This window comes from Mesorhizobium sp. BHbdii (assembly GCF_053848045.1).
Genome location: NZ_JBSPKX010000003.1, coordinates 769,685 through 786,670, shown reverse-complemented (window position 1 = coordinate 786,670; position 16,986 = coordinate 769,685). Strand labels below are relative to the sequence as shown.

General features: G+C 62.8%; 13 protein-coding genes. 6 read left to right on the top strand and 7 right to left on the bottom strand.

The genetic code is table 11. The features are described 5' to 3' along the window. Positions 1–9 precede the first annotated feature (9 nt). Positions 10–933, bottom strand: a complete 924-nt coding sequence (gene murQ, locus ACWTU8_RS20520) for an N-acetylmuramic acid 6-phosphate etherase (protein ID WP_455849637.1) — start codon at positions 931–933, stop codon at positions 10–12. A gap of 166 nt (positions 934–1,099) precedes the next feature. Between murQ and ACWTU8_RS20515 the strand changes: the two genes are divergently transcribed. Both ACWTU8_RS20515 and ACWTU8_RS20510 read left to right on the top strand, forming a co-directional pair. Next, the gene (locus tag ACWTU8_RS20515) at positions 1,100–2,209 is read left to right on the top strand and encodes a carbohydrate kinase (protein ID WP_455849580.1); all 1,110 of its coding nucleotides are present in this window, start codon (positions 1,100–1,102) and stop codon (positions 2,207–2,209) included. A 30-nt stretch (positions 2,210–2,239) separates the two neighbouring features. After that, positions 2,240–3,169: a pseudouridine-5'-phosphate glycosidase gene (locus ACWTU8_RS20510; RefSeq protein ID WP_455849579.1), complete on the top strand. Its 930-nt coding sequence runs from the start codon at positions 2,240–2,242 to the stop codon at positions 3,167–3,169. Positions 3,170–3,211: 42 nt separating this feature from the next. On the opposite strand, the gene ACWTU8_RS20505 is transcribed toward ACWTU8_RS20510, so the two are convergent. Genes ACWTU8_RS20505 through ACWTU8_RS20480 form a run of 6 tightly spaced genes read right to left on the bottom strand, consistent with a single transcriptional unit; the run spans position 3,212 to position 12,063 of the window. Beyond that, a complete protein-coding gene (locus ACWTU8_RS20505) occupies positions 3,212–4,630 on the bottom strand; it encodes an FAD-binding oxidoreductase (protein ID WP_455849578.1) in 1,419 nt (472 codons plus the stop codon). Between the two features lie 5 nt (positions 4,631–4,635). Then, positions 4,636–5,874, bottom strand: a complete 1,239-nt coding sequence (locus ACWTU8_RS20500) for a VWA domain-containing protein (RefSeq protein ID WP_455849577.1) — start codon at positions 5,872–5,874, stop codon at positions 4,636–4,638. Continuing rightward, the gene (locus ACWTU8_RS20495) at positions 5,867–8,125 is read right to left on the bottom strand and encodes a DUF5682 family protein (RefSeq protein WP_455849576.1); all 2,259 of its coding nucleotides are present in this window, start codon (positions 8,123–8,125) and stop codon (positions 5,867–5,869) included. The genes ACWTU8_RS20500 and ACWTU8_RS20495 overlap by 8 nt, the downstream gene beginning before the upstream one ends. A 4-nt stretch (positions 8,126–8,129) precedes the next feature. Beyond that, positions 8,130–9,209 carry an ATP-binding protein gene (locus ACWTU8_RS20490; RefSeq protein WP_455849575.1) on the bottom strand — a complete coding sequence of 360 codons (1,080 nt, stop codon included), beginning with the start codon at positions 9,207–9,209 and terminating at the stop codon, positions 8,130–8,132. A 17-nt stretch (positions 9,210–9,226) separates the two neighbouring features. Further along, positions 9,227–10,666, bottom strand: coding sequence for a DUF5691 domain-containing protein (locus tag ACWTU8_RS20485; RefSeq protein WP_455849574.1), 1,440 nt, complete (start codon positions 10,664–10,666; stop codon positions 9,227–9,229). Beyond that, complete coding sequence (locus ACWTU8_RS20480; protein WP_455849573.1) at positions 10,663–12,063, bottom strand: SWIM zinc finger family protein; 1,401 nt, start codon at positions 12,061–12,063, stop codon at positions 10,663–10,665. Before ACWTU8_RS20480 ends, ACWTU8_RS20485 begins: the two co-directional genes overlap by 4 nt. Before the next feature lie 457 nt (positions 12,064–12,520). Here ACWTU8_RS20480 and ACWTU8_RS20475 point away from each other — a divergent pair, with 457 nt between their 5' ends. From ACWTU8_RS20475 to ACWTU8_RS20460, 4 genes are all read left to right on the top strand, one after another. Continuing rightward, positions 12,521–13,495 (top strand): sugar-binding transcriptional regulator, encoded by a 975-nt coding sequence (locus ACWTU8_RS20475; protein WP_095518157.1) that lies wholly within the window; start codon positions 12,521–12,523, stop codon positions 13,493–13,495. 44 nt (positions 13,496–13,539) lie between these two features. After that, positions 13,540–14,985: an ABC transporter substrate-binding protein gene (locus tag ACWTU8_RS20470; protein ID WP_095518158.1), complete on the top strand. Its 1,446-nt coding sequence runs from the start codon at positions 13,540–13,542 to the stop codon at positions 14,983–14,985. 205 nt (positions 14,986–15,190) lie between these two features. Next, positions 15,191–16,114 (top strand): carbohydrate ABC transporter permease, encoded by a 924-nt coding sequence (locus ACWTU8_RS20465; protein WP_029355248.1) that lies wholly within the window; start codon positions 15,191–15,193, stop codon positions 16,112–16,114. A gap of 9 nt (positions 16,115–16,123) precedes the next feature. Beyond that, a complete protein-coding gene (locus tag ACWTU8_RS20460; protein WP_135937092.1) occupies positions 16,124–16,981 on the top strand; it encodes a carbohydrate ABC transporter permease in 858 nt (285 codons plus the stop codon). The last annotated feature ends 5 nt before the right edge of the window (positions 16,982–16,986 follow it).

Below are 16,986 nucleotides of genomic sequence, written 5' to 3'. Positions count from 1 at the left end.
CCCTCATCCTCACACAGGCTTTTCGCCTATCGCCTTTCGCAGGAATCCTCCCGCATTGTCGAGGGCTTGCCGCGCCTCTTTGACGCTCATGCCGGTGATTGTCACCAGGATCGCCAGCTTCACGTCTTTGCCGGTCTGGTCGAGCGCCTGTCGTGCCTGCTGCGCTGTGCAGCCGGTGGTCTGCATCACGATCCCAACCGCCCTGGCGACGAGTTTCTTGTTGCTGGGATTAAGGTCGACCATCAGGTTCTGATAGCTCTTGCCGATCCGAATCATGCTGGCTGTCGTCAGCATGTTGAGAACCAGTTTTTGCGCGGTTCCCGACTTCAGCCGGGTCGAGCCGGCGAGAACCTCGGGGCCGACAAACGGAGAGATGGCAATGTCGGCAATGCCGGCAATGGTCGATCTGGGATTGCAGGAGAGCGCCACTGTAGGCGCTCCCACCTGCTTTGCGTAGGTCAAACCGCCGATCACATAAGGCGTGCGGCCGCTGACCGCGATGCCGACCACCACATCCTCGGCGGTCAACTTGATGTCCTGCAGTGCCTTCATGCCTTGTTGCGGATCATCCTCGGCGCCTTCCGCAGCCCGCATCAGCGCTTTGGGGCCGCCCGCGATCAGGCCGAGCACCATGTCCTCGGGCACACCGAATGTCGGTGGACACTCCGAGGCGTCGAGAACTCCCAACCGGCCGCTCGTGCCGGCGCCGATGTAGACAAGCCGCGCGCCTTTTTGAAACGCACTAACGATCCGGTCTACCGCGGCAGCGATTTCCGGAATGACTTTCTCGACAGCGGCCGGAACGCCGCTGTCCTCGTCATTGATCTTGCGCAGGATCTCGATGGTTGGCAGCAGGTCGATATCCATCGTCTTCGGGTTCCGGTCCTCGGAAACCAACCGTTCCAGCTCCGACATCAACTCCTGTTCGCTCATCCGCTTGCTTTCAAAGTTCTTGCCGTCGGCAGTAAGTAATGTGATGCGGCGCCAAGCGTCGACCAGTACCAGCATTTGACGGGCCTTCACTCGCTCCAGACAAATGTTGACAAGATCGTCTGTTGTTGATCAACGTCAGCCATGAATTCGACGGACCGGTGAGACGATGGACAACCTTGGAGCACAGGAACAAGCGGTTCTGGATCTCATCGCGGCGAACCCCTTCGCCGGCCAGCAGGACATTGCGACCGCGCTCGGCATTGCCCGCTCGACCGTCGCGGCCCACATCGTGCAGCTCGTCAACAAGGGCTACATTCTCGGCCGCGGCTATGTCTTGCCGGCATCCAAGCGCATGATCTGCATCGGCGGCGCGGTTCTGGACCGTAAGTACCACGCCAAGAAGGATCTGATCTTCGAGACGTCGAACCCGGTCGACGGTTATCGCAGCTTCGGCGGCGTCGCCCGCAACGTCGCCGAGAACCTTGTCCGCCTCGGCGTCAACGTAAGCTTCGTCTCGATTGTTGGCGACGATGAAACCGGGCGCTCGCTGGTGCGGCATCTGCGGGATCTCGGCGCTGACGTCAGCCAGGTCATCACCACCACGGAGCGGCCGACGGCGGAATATGCGGCCATCCTCGATCTCAACAACGATCTCGTCCTCGGCATCGCTGACATGGAGATTTTCGATCTGTTTTCGCCGTCCTATCTCGACCGTTTCTGGCCGCATCTTGCTTCGGCGACATGGGTGTTCATCGACTGCAACCTGCCGGCCGCAACGATCGCCGCGCTGATGTCGCGCAAGCAGAGCGCGCGCTTCAAGCTCGCCGTCGACACGGTGTCGTCGCCGAAATCGGCGCGCCTGCCGAAGGACCTGACCGGCATCGACCTCTTGTTCACCAACCACGACGAGGCCAACATGATGCTTGGCATCATCGATGCCGACAAGCGGCTGAAGCCGAACGAGGCTGCGGCCGCGTTGCGCGACGCTGGCGCCAGCGAAGTGATCGTGACCATGGGCGCGCATGGATTTGCGGTGGCAACCGAAAATGGTGTGTCGACGATGCGCTCCGTCCCGGCCCGCGCCGTCGATATCACTGGCGCCGGCGACGCGATGATTGCCGGCACCTTGTACAAGGTGCTTTCGGGAGATTCCGTGCCCAACGCGGCCCGCACCGGGGCGCTGCTTGCCACGCTGACCACCGAGAGCGAATCCAGCGTTCATCCCGATCTGTCGCCGCGCCTCCTCACTGCCGGCATGTACCGCATTCCCGCCTGAAAGCGAGACGACCCTGAAAGCGAGACGACGATGAAACCTTCCCTTCTTCACCTGAACGACGAAGTCGCGGCAGCACTTCAAGAAGGCCGCGCAGTGGTGGCACTGGAATCGACGATCATCACCCACGGCATGCCCTATCCGGCCAATCTGGAGACCGCGCGCGGCGTCGAAACCGTGGTGCGCGAGAACGGTGCGGTGCCCGCCACGATCGCGGTGGTCGCCGGCAAGATCAAGGTCGGGCTTGACGACACTGAGCTGGAGCAGCTGGCAGCGGCAAAAGACGTGGTCAAGGCATCCGGGCGCGACCTCGCCGCCATCATGGTGGGCGGCGGCTCGGCCGGAACCACGGTCTCGGCGACGATGCGGATCGCTGCACTCGCCGGCATCGGCATTTTCGCGACGGGCGGCGTCGGCGGCGTGCATCGTGGCGCCGAGGCCACTTTCGATATCTCGGCCGACCTGACCGAACTCGGCCAGACCGGCACGACCGTCGTCTGCGCCGGCGTAAAATCGATCCTCGACATTGCAAAAACGCTGGAATATCTGGAGACACAACGCGTGCCGGTGATTGCCTATCAGAGCGACGATTTTCCGGCCTTCTACACGCGCTCCAGCGGACTGAAAGCCGATCACCGCCTCGATACGCCCGAGGACATTGCGGGGGCTATGCTGCTGCACGAGCAGATCGGCTCGGGCACCGGCATCCTAGTCGCCAATCCAATTCCGGAAGTGGATGCGATCGATCCGGCCTTCATCGACGGCACGATCACGGCAGCGGTGGCCGAAGCCGGGACACGCGGCATCGGGCGCAAGGAGCTGACGCCGTTCCTGCTCGCCCGCATCAACGAGCTCTCGCAAGGCCGCAGCCTGAAGGCCAACATCGCGCTGGTCCGCAACAACGCCGCACTCGCCGCTCGCATCGCAGTGGCGCATGCGCGGTTGAAGCCCGTGGGCGGTTAGACTCAGCACCCGGACAGCGCTACCGGCCGTCGATTTCCAGCCTCATTGGGGCGGCACGTCACGTATGGTAGCCCCCGGTGAGAGGTCGAAGACCCGCCCGGCATTGAGGATATTGTTCGGATCGAACGCTGCTTTCAAGCGCCGCATGGCGGCGATCTCGGCATCGCTGCGCACCAGGTGCAGCCATTCCTTCTTGTCGAGGCCGATGCCATGTTCGGCCGAGACGCCACCGCCGGCGGCAGCCACGCTGCGATAGATGATGTCATACGCCGCCGCCGGATCCAGGGTGCGAACCTGATAGTGCAGATTGCCATCGCCGAGGTGGCCAAAGACATAGATGTCGGCGTTGCGGTCGATGGCCTGGATCGCAGCTTTCGCTTCTTTCAGGAAAGTCCCCATCCGCGCCAACGGGATGCTGATGTCGACGCCGATCAGGCCTTTTATCGAAAACAGGAAGCGATTGGCGTCCTCTCGCACCGCCCAGAGTGCGCGGAATTCACGCGGTGACTGCGAGACGACCACGTCATCGATCATGCCGTCTTCAACCGCCTGCATCAGCACATCGGCAAAACGCTCGCCGTCGCGGTCGGGCTCGCTGCCCTGTATCTCGGCGAGCACATAGACCGGCGAGCCGACGGGCAGCGGCGCCGGCGCGTCCATGCCGGCAACCATGGCGCCGTAGAGCGGTGCGAAATTCACTTCATAGGCCGAGAGCAGGAGTCCAAGCCTCTGCCTGAGCAGGCCGAGCAGCGCGATCGCCGCGTCGAGCGAAGCAAGCGCGCAGAAGGCGTTGACCTCTGTGGAGGGCTTCGGGTGCAGCCGCAGGCAGGCGCGCGTGACGACGCCAAGCGTGCCTTCGCTGCCGATGAAGAGCTGGTTGAGATCATAGCCGGAATTGTCCTTGGGCAGGCCCTTGAGCGAGGTAAGGATGCTGCCGTCGGCAAGCACCGCTTCCAGGCCGAGCACCTGCGCGCGGTACATGCCGTAGCGCAGCACGCGAATGCCGCCGGCATTGGTCGCGACATTGCCGCCGACCGTGGCCGTACCGCGCGCGCCGATGTCGACGCCGAACAGCAAGCCGGCCGCATCGGCCGCGTCCTGCACCATCTGCAGCGGCGCGCCGGCCTCGGCGACGATCGTCGCCGCCTCACGGTCGGGAGCCGCGATCGCCGTCATGCGCTCCAGCGACAGCACCGCTTCGCCGGGCTGGATGCGAGCCGCACCGGCAAGCCCGGTCCGGCCGCCCTGGACGACAAGCCTTTGCCGGGCGTCGTTGCACAGGCTCAGTATGTCCGACACCTCGCCGGCAGTGCGCGGACGCAGCACGAACTCCGGCGGTGCGCCGGCTTTGCCGTCGGGGTCTTCCTGGTAGCGTGGTCCGGCATCGTTGGCCGAGACGATCGCTGATCTGTCCAGCCGTTTTTCCAGCCGCGACAGGAGCTCGGCAACCTTCTGTGACATGGGGCTCACTCGTCCGCTCTAGGCGCCTCGGCGTCGGCGCGAATGAGCTTGATATCGGCCCCCGCCGCCCAGGCACCGATATCTTCCCGGCGCAATGCCGCCGCCATCATGTCCGGAAACAGATCTGGCGTGCAGGCGAAGACCGGAATGCCAAGGCCCGCAACCGAACCTGCCATGGCCGGGTCATAGCCGGGCCGGCCCTGGTCGGTCAGCGCCAGAAGCACGACGACATTGACGCCGGATCGAACCAGCGCCGCCAGCCGCCGCAGCAACTCCTGGCCATTGCCGCCCTCATAGAGGTCGGTGATTAGCACCAGATGCGACTTGGTTGGCCGCTCGATACGGTCGGCGCAGTAGGCGACGGCCTGGTTGATATCGGTGCCGCCGCCAAGCTGCACGCCGAACAGCACTTCGACGGGATCGCTGAGTTCCTCGGTAAGGTCGACGATGGCCGTGTCGAAGCAAACGAGCTTGGTGCGCACAACGGGCAGCGAGGCCATAACCGCTGCGAAGATCGAGGCGTAGATCACCGAGCTTGCCATCGAGCCGGACTGGTCGACGCAGACAACGACTTCGTCGAGATCGACCAGGCGGCGCTGCTTGCGCATGAAACCAACCAGCTTCTCCGGCACGATAGTCTTATGCTCGGGCTGGTAGTGGCGAAGGTTCGCCGAGATGGTGCGCTGCCAGTCGATATCGCGTGCACGCGGGCGGTTGGTGCGCCTCGATCGGTCGAGTGCGCCGCGTATCGCCTCGGCGGTTTTCTGCTCCAGCCTTTGCATAAGCTTGGCAACGATATCGGCGATGATCGTGCGGGCGATGTCCTTTGTCCTGGCCGGCATGACCGAGCGCAGCGAAATCAGGTCGGCGACGAGGTTGACGTCGGCCTCGATCGCTTTGAGGAATTCAGGCTCCATCAGCATCTGCTTCAAGTCCAGCCGTTCGAAAGCGTCCTTCTGGACGATCTGAACGACCTGCGCGGGAAAGAAGGACCTGATATCGCCCATCCACTGTGCAACGCGCGGCGCCGAGCGGCCGAATCCGCCGCGCCGCTTGCGCGGGTCGCTGGCTGCGCTGTCGCCATCGCCGTAGAGAGCATCGAGCGCCGCCGAAAGCCGTTTGTCGTCGCTGGAAAGCGACGGCGATGCCTCATTGGCGGCGCCGATCGCCAGGCGCCAGCGGCGCTCCCTTCCGCCATCGGCTGTGAGTGGGCCGGCCTCGTTCATTTCGCCCTCGTCATCCATTGCCGTTTCCTCCCGTGAGCAATGGTCCAAGCAGCTCCAGGTGTCGGCGCCACGCCTCGCCGCCATCCGGCGTCAGCGTCAGGCCGGCCGGCAAGCGCGCGGCGCGGCCGAGAACTGCCTCGATCAGCCGCCGGCGCTCCATGCTGTCCAGATTGGAAAAGACGCGGCGCAGCAACGGCAGGTGCGCGATGAAAGCATTTTCGTCGAGCGATTTAAGCCAGGAATCGACAGCGCCGCGCAGACCTTCATCATAGATCAGCCGTTGACCGGCTGTGCTGAAGAAGCCCTCGAAGAACCCTGCCGCTTCAGCGACCGGCGTGCCCGGCGACAGGCGTCGCCCGAGCAGCCCGGCCGCGGCTTCGGCGGACAGCCGGCCGGCTTCGTAGAGCAGGTGCGCGGCGCATCCGGCCAGCAGCGCCGTCGACCGCGACCCCTCCAGCACGGCAGCCAACCCGTTGCGCCATCCGTTCAGCACGTCTTGCGCGGGCTCGATCAGCCTGATCGCCTCATCGGCCTTGCGCATCGCGGCAACCAGCGTCGCTGCCGCCTGCTCATCCAGATCGCGTGCCGCATAGGGAAGCGCGATCGCAGCTTCGACGATCAGCCGCTCCATGAGGCCGGACAGCCGGTTCGTTTCCGTTTTGCGGGCCTCGCCGTAGCGGATGATGTCGGCGAGCGGCGGCATCGACGCCAGAATCTCCAGGCATTCGCTGCTGCGCGCCGCTCGCGCCTCCAATGCCGCGAGACCTGCAGTCGATGCTTCCGACAGGCCTGCCGTGATGGCGCCCTGCACCAGTGCCGCAAGCGTATCGAGGGTCGCTGCGGCTTCGATCATCTGGATCAGGCGGCCGTTGGCAGCTTTTTCGATGGTCGGCCCATAAATCAGGTTCTCCACCAGGCGAACTGCATATTCCGGCTCCCAGGACAGGATCCACCGCTCGCGAAAGGTGCCGCGGCTACGACCGGCGTCCGTCAACTTGCCCCAATGCACACCAAGCACGTTCAGCCGATGCAGCAATGTCGAGCGAAACAGCCCGCTGTCGCTTCGCAGGTCTACGGATAGTTCCCGCTCCAGCGCTTCAGGCTTCAGCCGCGCCGCCTTCTGGTTGCGCTGCAGATCCTCGATCAACGGCGCCAACGGCGTGTCGGGTGGAATTTCGCCGACGTCCGCACCCAGAAGCAGCTCGGCCTCGACCAGGGCCCACAGCAACGCTTCGCCATTGAACAGAGCCGCAATTGCGGCGTCGCGCAATTCCTCAAACCCGGGTTTCGGCCGCTCGCGAATCGCGGCGAGCGTGCGGGCGAGCCGCTCCGCTTCGATCAGCGAAGCGGTCGAGACCAGGTGACCCTTCACCCGCAGCACCGCTGCAATCATTGCAAGCCACAAGGTTGCTGCATCGCGCCGGCCGCGCGTGCGCCAGAGATGCTTGCACCAGCCGGGTGCGACGACGCCCGCACCATAGCCGTAGCCCAGCGCCAGACGCGGTCCCGTCCACGGCGCCCATGTTATCGTGCTCTTGCGCCTTGCAATCCCCTTAAGCAGGGCTTGATCGTTTTTCTGCGTGTGTGTCGCCTGCAGTGCCGGCACATGCCACGCCCCGCAGACGACGGCGATAGGTCCGTCGAATTCCTTGCGCGCCGCAGCGATTTCGAGCCGCATATGCGCTTCGCGCTGGGCCTCGAACTGCGCGATCGAGCCTTCACCATCCCTTAGCGTCATCATCGCGTCGGAGATGGCGGCGAATATGGGACCTGGTTCCGGATTCTGCTCGATGATGTCCGACCACCAGCTTTCGCCATCCTCATAGCCGGCGGCGTGGGCCAGCGTGCCTATCGGATCACGCCGATGCGGAGCCACATCATCACGCCCGCTTGATTCCTTCGCTTGGTCAGTATCGACTCTTTCCGCGCCGTCGACCGCCGCTTCCGAGAAGCGCGCCGACGACGGCAGGTCGATGAATCGCAACGCCGCCTTGTTGTCCACGGCCCAAAGGACCGCCTGATATTCGGGCGAGAACTCGGCGAAGGGCCAGAAGCTTGTCGAAGCCGGATCCTCCTCCGGATAGCAAAGCAGTGCCACCGGCGGCTGCATTTCCGGACGGGCCAGCAAGGGCAGCAGCGCGGAGGCGTCGATCGGCCCCTCGATCAGCACGGCGACCGGCTGCAAATCCTGCAATGCCTGCGCGAGGCTGTCGGCGGAGCCCGGCCCGTGATGGCGTATGCCGAAATAGGCGATGTCGCCCTGTCCCACGGCGTCAGATCGCTGCGTTCAAGGCCGCGTAGTAGCCGGCATAGTCCGCCCGCTTCTTCATCACTGTTTCCAGGTATTCTTCCAGCACGACCTTGTCCTGGACCGGGTCTTTCACGATCGCGCCGACAAGGCTGGCGGCAAGACCTTCGGCGCCGAGCTTGCCGCTGTCGAACCATGCCGCCTGGCTAAGGCCGCCAACCATCGTCGCGATCGCCTCGGCGGTCGACAGCGAGCCCGAAGGCGTCTTCAGCGTCACCTTTCCGTCGGCGGTCGCACCGGAGCGCAATTCACGGAAGATGGTCAATACCCGGGCTATCTCCTCGCCGACATTTTTCGGCACCGGCAGGTCGAGCCCGCCGGCCATCTCATCGACCCGTTTGGAGACGATCGCCACCTCTTCAGCCATGTCTTCCGGCAAGGGCAGAACGACGACATTGAAGCGACGCTTGAGCGCCGAGGAGAGTTCATTCACACCTTTGTCCCGGTTGTTTGCCGTGGCGATGATGTTGAAGCCGCGCTGGGCATAGATCGATGTGTTCAATTCCGGGATCGGCATCATCTTTTCTGAAAGCACGGTGATCAGCGTGTCCTGCACATCCGACCCCATGCGCGTCAGTTCCTCGAGCCGGCAGAGCTTGCCGGTCTGCATGGCGCGGTAGAGCGGCGTCGGCACCAATGCTTCCTGGCTCGGGCCCTTTGCCAGAAGTTGCGCATAGTTCCAGCCATAGCGGATCTGGTTCTCGTCGGTGCCGGCCGTGCACTGCACGATCAGCGTCGAGTCACCCATGATGGCGGCGGCGAGATGTTCAGACACCCAGGACTTGGCCGTTCCGGGAACGCCGAGCAGCAACAGCGCGCGGTCGGTGGCGAGCGTTGCCACCGCGGTCTCCATCAATCGGCGGCGACCGACATATTTTGGCGTTACCGGCGTGCCGTCGCCGGCCTTCCCGCCCAGCAGATAGGTCAGCACAGCCTGTGGCGAGAGACTCCAGCCGGCTGGCTTTTGCCTGTCGTCACCGCGCGCCAGCGCCTGCAATTCAGAGGCATAGACCTGCTCGACCGGGAGACGGATGGCAGCGTTCATATCTATTCTCCGGTTGATCATGTGTCGGTTCTAGACTGATGTTCGGCCAGCGCCGCGTTGAGACGCAGGACGCTGAGTGATGGGGCCGCGGGCGGCATACCGGCTGCGACCACCTCGTCGATCAATTTTGCCGCTGTGGTCGCTGTGGCAAGAAAGCCAAGCGATTCCAGTATATCGTCGGCGCCCCGCCGCACGGCTTCGTCGTTTCCCGCAACGGCGGAACGCAACCCCGCAAGAGCCGACCCATTCGAGAGATCGTCCCATTCCAGCCAGCCAGCATCAATGCCTTCCGCAAGATTGATCGCGCTGAGGTAATTTGCTTGCTTGAGGATCAGCCGGACGAGGGCTCGTTTTCTGCGACTGTCGAGGCGTGGCGTGAGGTGCAGTACGAACAGCGCCGGTTTGCCGCCATCCGCGACAAGTGTATCCGCCATCTGCGTCACCGCAGCGTCGCTGCCTGAAGCGGCGACCATTCGTGCGATTAGGATGTCAGCGTTGTTGTCGGTGCCGAATTGCCAGGCTCCTATGAATTCGGGTTCCGTAGTGCCGAACCGTGCGGCAAGGTCGACCAGATTGCAGGTCTCGAACAATTCGGCGCGGCGCTTTTCCTGCGCTGGGGATTTCAGTTTCGCCGGCGTGTAAGTTGTCCGGCGGCGGATGAAGCCGGATTTGCCTTCGCTGATGAAGGCGGCGAGTTCGACTGCGGGGTCATCCGCCCCGCCTTCGCTTAAGTGGCCGTGCTCTCCCAACCTTGCCAGCAGCCGGCCAGCCAGTTCGCGCACCTTGCCGGACCTGTCGGCGGAGAGGCTTTTAAGGAACGGCGCGTCCTCAGGATTCAGGCCGAAGCGCATGAGTTCGATGAGCGCAAGCCTGACCTCGGCCGGCTCGCCCGATGCCTTGGCCTCGATCAGCATTCGAGCCGAAGCCGATTCAGTGCGTCGCATGTCTGCCAGCGCGATGCGTCGCGCGGCGGGATAGAATTCATCCCAATTTTCCGCCGTCAGTTTCTCTAGTGGGGCATGTCTCTCCCCGTCGAAACTTGCTTGCCAGTCGATCCAGGGAGCGTAGACGTCCGGACTGTTCTGATCCGAGGGCATCCAGTCCATCGGATGGAGGACAAAGCCGCGGCTGGCGACAAGCGTCACCACGCGCGTCTTGCGTCTCGCGTCGACGGCGTGTTTCAGAGCGGCTCTCAACAGCGGCCGCAACCGCTCCGGCAGCATAGGGAGGGCAAGCCTGGGCAGCGGGGGACGGCGCTTGAGTGTCTTCGGCGCCGCAGGCCGCAGGGCGACGTCGAGCGCTTGTGCTGCGATTGCAAGGAGTCGGCGCTCCTGCTCGTCGGGACTTGCACCGCCGGCGATCGTCTTCCAGGCCGTCGGAGCCAGATCGAAAGCGGCGCCGCCGGTGATCCAGCAATCGCGCATTGTCGCCAGGCCTGTTTGCTCGCCCTCGTTCACGACAGGTCAAGCCTCCCGAACCCGCTTTGCGCCGCCAGAAGGTCAAGCCGGGCGCCATCCCAGAGCGCTGCCGTGGCGGCAAGGTCGAGGCCGAGCAATGTTTGATTTACCGCGCCTGCGATCGGCAAGGCGATCCCTTGCGGATCATCCGCGGCCTGCCACCAGCCTGTGCCCCGGTCGTCGACCAGGATCGCACCAGGCGGCAGCATGAGAGGACAATCGGCAATCCAAGGTGCAGAATCCTGATAGGAAGCATGCGTGGCGAGTGGGTCCTTTGCAGCGCCGAAGCTGAAATCAGGCCACGCGCCGGATATCACTTCACCCATGCGCTCCGCCACCAGTGCGCGGAGCGGCTTGCGTGATGGATAGAAGACCAGCCGGGCATCGAAACGATCGCCCGGAGCAAAAGCGTTGGACCGGCGTCCGGCAGAAGCCGGAAAATAATCGAGCAGCACGGCAAATTGCGGGGTAGTGCTCTTCAGATCAAGCAGCCAGGTCGAATGGCTGACGAGACCGTCACGGCGGCTCTCGATTTTCTCGCCCAGAACTTCCCAGAAGCTTTCGACCTGTCTTGCATCGGGATTGGCCAGAACCTGTTCGCGGGTCTCAGACGTCGATACGAGGCGCTTCAGCTCGGGATCGTCAGGCGCCGACCGCCACGCCTTGGCCAGCAGCACAAGCTTGCCGAGCTCGCGGATCGCCGCATCCGGTCTTTCTTCGCTGCGTAGCGCCATCAGCCGCGATGGGATCTCGTCGATGCGACCGGCAAGCGCGGTTGCCTTCATGTCGACCAGCCGCGCAGCAATCCGGCGGCAACGGTCGCTGCTGCCGTCGATAAAACCCGAAAGGCCAAGCCGCAACTGGTCGGCGATCCATTGGTCGAGTTCATCTAGCGCCGCCGACACTGCTTGTCGTGTGTCTTCCACCTGCTTGCGCTGCGCTGCCTCACGACGCTCCACCGCCGCAACGTCTTCGACCGCGGCGCTCTGGTCCGTCCGTGCGGCTTCATCGATGCTCTTGACTGCCGCGCCGGATGTCGATTGCCCTGGCGGTGGCGTCGTCTTCCTGCGCCGGCTGAGCCAGTCATTCACCCATTCCGGTATCGATTCAGCGGCTGCAAAACTGGCTGGCGCAGTGGCGGCAATCCACATCAGGGCCAGCGTGTGCTTGCACGGGAATTTTCGCGACGGGCAGGTGCATTTGTAGCCGTGGTCGCCTGTGTCGATCACCACCCGATAAGGATTGGAGCCGGAGCCCTGGCATTCACCCCAGATGAGCGCCTGCTGCTCATTCTTTTCCAGCCGCGGCCAGCTCGATCGTTTGGTTAGCTTGGAGGCGGCGCTCAGCGAGGCCTGATCGGGGGCAAGCGCCTCGATGGTCTTCAAATCGAATTCCAAGCCGCGCCCCTCGTGACTCGAACCAAACGCCTGTCGCCAGGATAGATAGCCGTTTGTGAAGAATTATTGTAGCTCTCGTGAGGCGAAGATCGATACTTCTCGATCTTATCCTTATGCGGCCGAATTCACCTGATCGGCAAGCGCGGTCCACCGCCATTTCGGCAGGCAGAGGATTTTCAGCAAAACGGCGTTTGGCGTCGGCGAGCCCAGTTGTGCGCTCAGTGGACGGGAGCAAATCTTAGCAACCATGCAACTGGTTGCTGGAGCGAGCCGTTCAGCCTTTGCCCTTCAGGTCGACAGGCCCGACACTTCAACGGGCGCTAACCTGCATGATCGCGCTCCAGCGGGCTGAATCTTTTTGGCGCCTTTTTGTGCGATTTGAACGGTGAGGTGCTTGACTCCTGCAACGCCTTGTGAAAAATTTTGCACCAGCTGATAAAAATATCTCAGGGCGGAAATGGTTGGTTTTGGAAACGGCCTCCTGCGCGACGATGAAACCAGTATGGCGACACGTGCCGCCTGGCTTCATTATGCTGGCGGCCTGACCCAGTCGGAGGTTGCCAAGCGACTTGGCCTGACCAGCCTCAAGGCGCATCGCCTCATCACCAAGGCCAATCAGGAAGGGCTGGTCAAAGTCTATATCGATGGCGAAGTCTCGGAATGCGTCGCGCTTGAAGATGATTTGTCCAGCCGCTACGGCCTCGATTATTGCGAGGTCGTCCCCGACTTCGATGGCGAAGACTTGCCGCTCAAGGCGCTTGGCATTGCCGGCGCGCAGTTCCTCAAGCGTGAAATCGAACGCGGCGAGGACACGCTGATCGGCGTCGGTCATGGCCGCACGCTTGCCGCCTGCGTCGAATATCTGCCGCGCATATCGGCCGAAAAGACCCGTTTCGTTTCGCTGCTTGGCGGCCTGACGCGCAAGTTCTCGGCCAATCCGCACGACGTCATTCACCGTCTGGCCGAACGGACCGGCGCGGAAGCCTATGTGATGCCGGTGCCGATGTTCGCCAACACGGTCGAGGATCGAACCGTGCTGCTCGGGCAGAAAGGCATCAGCGAGGTCTTCGATCTCGGCAAGGCCGCCGGCCTGCTCATTGCCGGTATCGGCACCGCCGAGCGCGAGGCGTCGCTGGTCGCCACCGGCATGATCGAAAAGGGTGAAATGGAGGAGATCCGCCGCAAGGGCGGCGTCGGCGAACTGCTCGGCCATTTCTTCGACGATGCTGGAAAAGCGGTCGAGACGACCCTTTCCAACCGGGCGCTGGCGCTGGCGCGCGAAGACATCAGCAATCGCAGGATTGTCGCCGTCGCCGGCGGCAAGGTGAAGGTTCGTGCCATCAAGTCGGTGTTGGAGGGTCGCTATCTCAAAGGCCTGGTCACCGATGAGCGGACGGCGCGATCACTCGTGGAGCAGACGCCGGTCGGGTAGCCGGCAACCATTCGATTGAAACTACCCTGTGGAGGAGAAGACAAATGCATGAGAAAGAGAAAGACCTGATCGACGCGTTCCTGCGCGGACAAGTCGATCGTCGTGGGCTGATCAAAGGCCTCGGCGCAATGGGCCTTGCCGCCGGCACCGCCGGCACGCTGCTCAATCTGGGGCAGACCCGCGCACTGGCGGCGGATTTCGACTGGCAGGCGCACAAGGGCAAGACCATCAAGCTCTTGCTCAACAAGCATCCTTACGCCGATGCGATGATCGCCAACCTTGAAAACTTCAAGAAGTTGACCGGCATGGAGGTCGTCTACGACGTCTTCCCGGAAGACGTCTATTTCGACAAGGTCACCGCTGCGCTGTCGGCCAGCTCGCCTGAATACGATGCCTTCATGACCGGCGCCTACATGACCTGGACCTACGGCCCGGCCGGCTGGATCACCGACCTCAACGAGTGGATCAAAGATCCGACCAAGACCAACGTGAACTATGCCTGGGACGACTTCCTGCCCGGTGTCAGGAAGTCCTGCGCCTGGAACGGCCAGCCCGGCGGAGTGCTCGGCTCCGATGACGCCAAGCAGTGGTGCATTCCGTGGGGCTTCGAACAGAACAACATCACCTACAACAAGGGTATGTTTGACAAGGTCGGCGTCGGCGTTCCCGGGAATATGGACGAGATGGTCGCTACGGCGGCCAAGCTTACCAAGGATGTCGGTGGTGGCGTCTACGGCATCGGCGTGCGCGGCTCGCGCTCCTGGGCGACGATCCATCCCGGCTTCCTCTCGGCTTATGCCAACTTTGACCAGAAGGACCTGAATGTCTCGGCCGACGGCAAATTGTCGGCCGCGATGAACACCGCCGAATCCAAGGCCTTCCACAAGCAGTGGGTTCAGATGATCCAGGAGAGCGGCCCCAAGGACTGGTCGACCTATACCTGGTATCAGGTCGGCACCGATCTTGGCGCCGGCGCCTCGGCGATGATTTTCGACGCCGACATCCTCGGCTACTTCATGAATGGCGGCGACAACAAGATGGCAGGCAAGCTCGCCTTCTCCGCCTTCAAGGCCAATCCCGCCGCCAAGGCGCCGACGCCCAACATCTGGATCTGGTCGCTGTCGATGTCCAATTTCTCGAAGGATAAGGACGCCACCTGGTACTTCATGCAATGGGCATCCGGGCCCGAGCATGCACTGTTCGGCGCGACCAAGATGGACTTCGTCAATCCGGTCCGTCAGTCGGTCTGGAACGACGAGATGTTTCGCGAGAAGCTGAACAAGAGCTACCCGGGTTATGTCGAGATGTTCGACGTCTCGGCGCCCGGCGCCAGCATCAAGTTCACACCGCAGCCGCTGTTCTTCGATCTCACCACCGAATGGGCGGCGACGCTGCAGAAGATGGTGGCCAAGGAAGTGCCCGTCGACGAAGGCATCGACATGTTGGCCACCAGCATCGATGGCCAGCTCAAGGAAGCCGGGCTCGGCTAAGTCCTGGCGAACGGCTGGCCCGCTTTTGCGGGCCAGCCGGCCATTCCACTGCGAAGCGGCGCCTGGAGCATCGGACCCAAAAGTGGAAACCGGTTTTGGGAAAATCCGATGCTCAAACACTGGCGGTGCCGCCACTCGCCCAACCGGCCGCCTAGCTCCCTGGGCGGTCGGCAGGGCGAAGCAACAGAGATGATGGAACAGCACGATGACTGCGGCGACCATGCAAAGAAACAAGCCTTCCGGCTTCAGGATCAGCAAGAGGGTGCTGCCTTATGTGCTCAGCCTGCCGGCCTTGCTCGTCTGCATTGGTATCCTGATCCCGTTCTTCACATCGGTCGTCTATTCGTTCCAGCGCTACCGGCTGAGCCAGCCCTGGGCGCGTCAGTTCAACTGGGGCGACAATTACATCTCTTTTTTCACCGACCCGAAGTTCTGGAACACGCTGGAGATATCGCTGCTCTATGCCGGTATCACCGTCCTGCTCGAACTGCTTCTCGGTCTCGGCATCGCCATGCTCTTGCAGAAGCGCTCGACGTTGAACAACTTCATCTCGATCATGCTGCTGATGCCGCTGATGACGGCGCCGGCGCTTGCCGCGCTGATGTGGAAGCTGATGACCAATCCCGGCTTCGGCGTGCTGAGCTATCTCGCCAGCCTGATCGGACTGCACGATTTCCGCTGGGCCTCGTCGCCGTCGACCGCGCTTTTCACCGTGGTCCTTGTCGACATCTGGGTCTACACGCCCTTCATCATGATCCTGCTGCTTGCCGGCCTGCGCAGCCTGCCGACGCAGCCCTTCGAGGCGGCAGCACTTGACGGCGTGCCGAGGAGTTTCGTGTTCTTCCGCATTACCTTGCCGATGCTGATGCCCTACATCCTGACGGCGACGCTGTTCCGTCTGCTTGATTCCATCCAGCAGTTCGACATCATCTATGCCATGACCCAGGGCGGTCCGGGCGACACGCTGACCGTCTTCCAGGTCGAGGCCTATCTCAACTTCTTCCAGTCGACCAATGTCGGCCGCTCGGCAGCGCTGATGATCATCCTGTGGGCAATCACCTATTTCCTCTCGAACATCTTCATCAAGAATTGGCTGCGGCTGCGCGAACGCGCCCGCGGCCAGGCATAGGAGGCTGAGATGGAACACACCTCGCTTCTCGAACGCATCCTGCGCGGCATAGCGCTGACACTGGTCGTGATCTTTTTCATGTTTCCGATCGCCTGGATCTTCATGATGTCGTTCCAGACCAACGAGACCATCCTGCGGATCCCACCGCAGCTTGTCTTCAAGCCGACGCTCGCCAACTACACCGCGCTGATCACCGGAAAGCTGACGACGGCGGCCGGCACGCTCGACATCGCCTTCATGCGCAACCTCTGGAATTCGGTGTTCCTGTCGGTCACCTCGGTCGCCGTCGCGCTGCTGCTCGGCGTTCCGGCGGCCTACGCCTTTGCACGGCATAAGTTTCGCGGCTCGGAAGACATTGCCTTTACGCTGCTGTCGTTCCGGTTCGCGCCCGCGCTGCTGGTGCTCCTGCCGCTCACCCTCTATTTCCAGAAGCTTGGACTGGCCAACACCTATATCGGACTGATCTGGGTCTATCAGCTAATCTGCCTGCCGCTGATCCTATGGATCGTGCGCGGCTATTTCGAGGACATCCCGGCCGACATCGAATATGCCTATCGCATCGCTGGCCATTCCTGGTTCGCCACCTTCCGCAAGATCGCGCTGCCGCTCGCCGGCCCGGGCATTGCGGCTGCCGGCCTGCTCGCATTCATCTTCGCCTGGAACAATTTCGTCTTCGCGCTCGTGCTCGCCTCGGCCGACAAGCAGCCGGTGACAGTCGGTGCGCTGGCCTTCATCACCTCCTCCGGCATCCAGTATGGCCAGATCTCGGCGGCGATCGTGCTTTCGATCACGCCGACGCTGGCACTTGCCCTCTATGCGCAGCGCTATCTCGTCGAAGGCCTGTCGCTTGGCGCGGTAAAGGGATAGTTCTC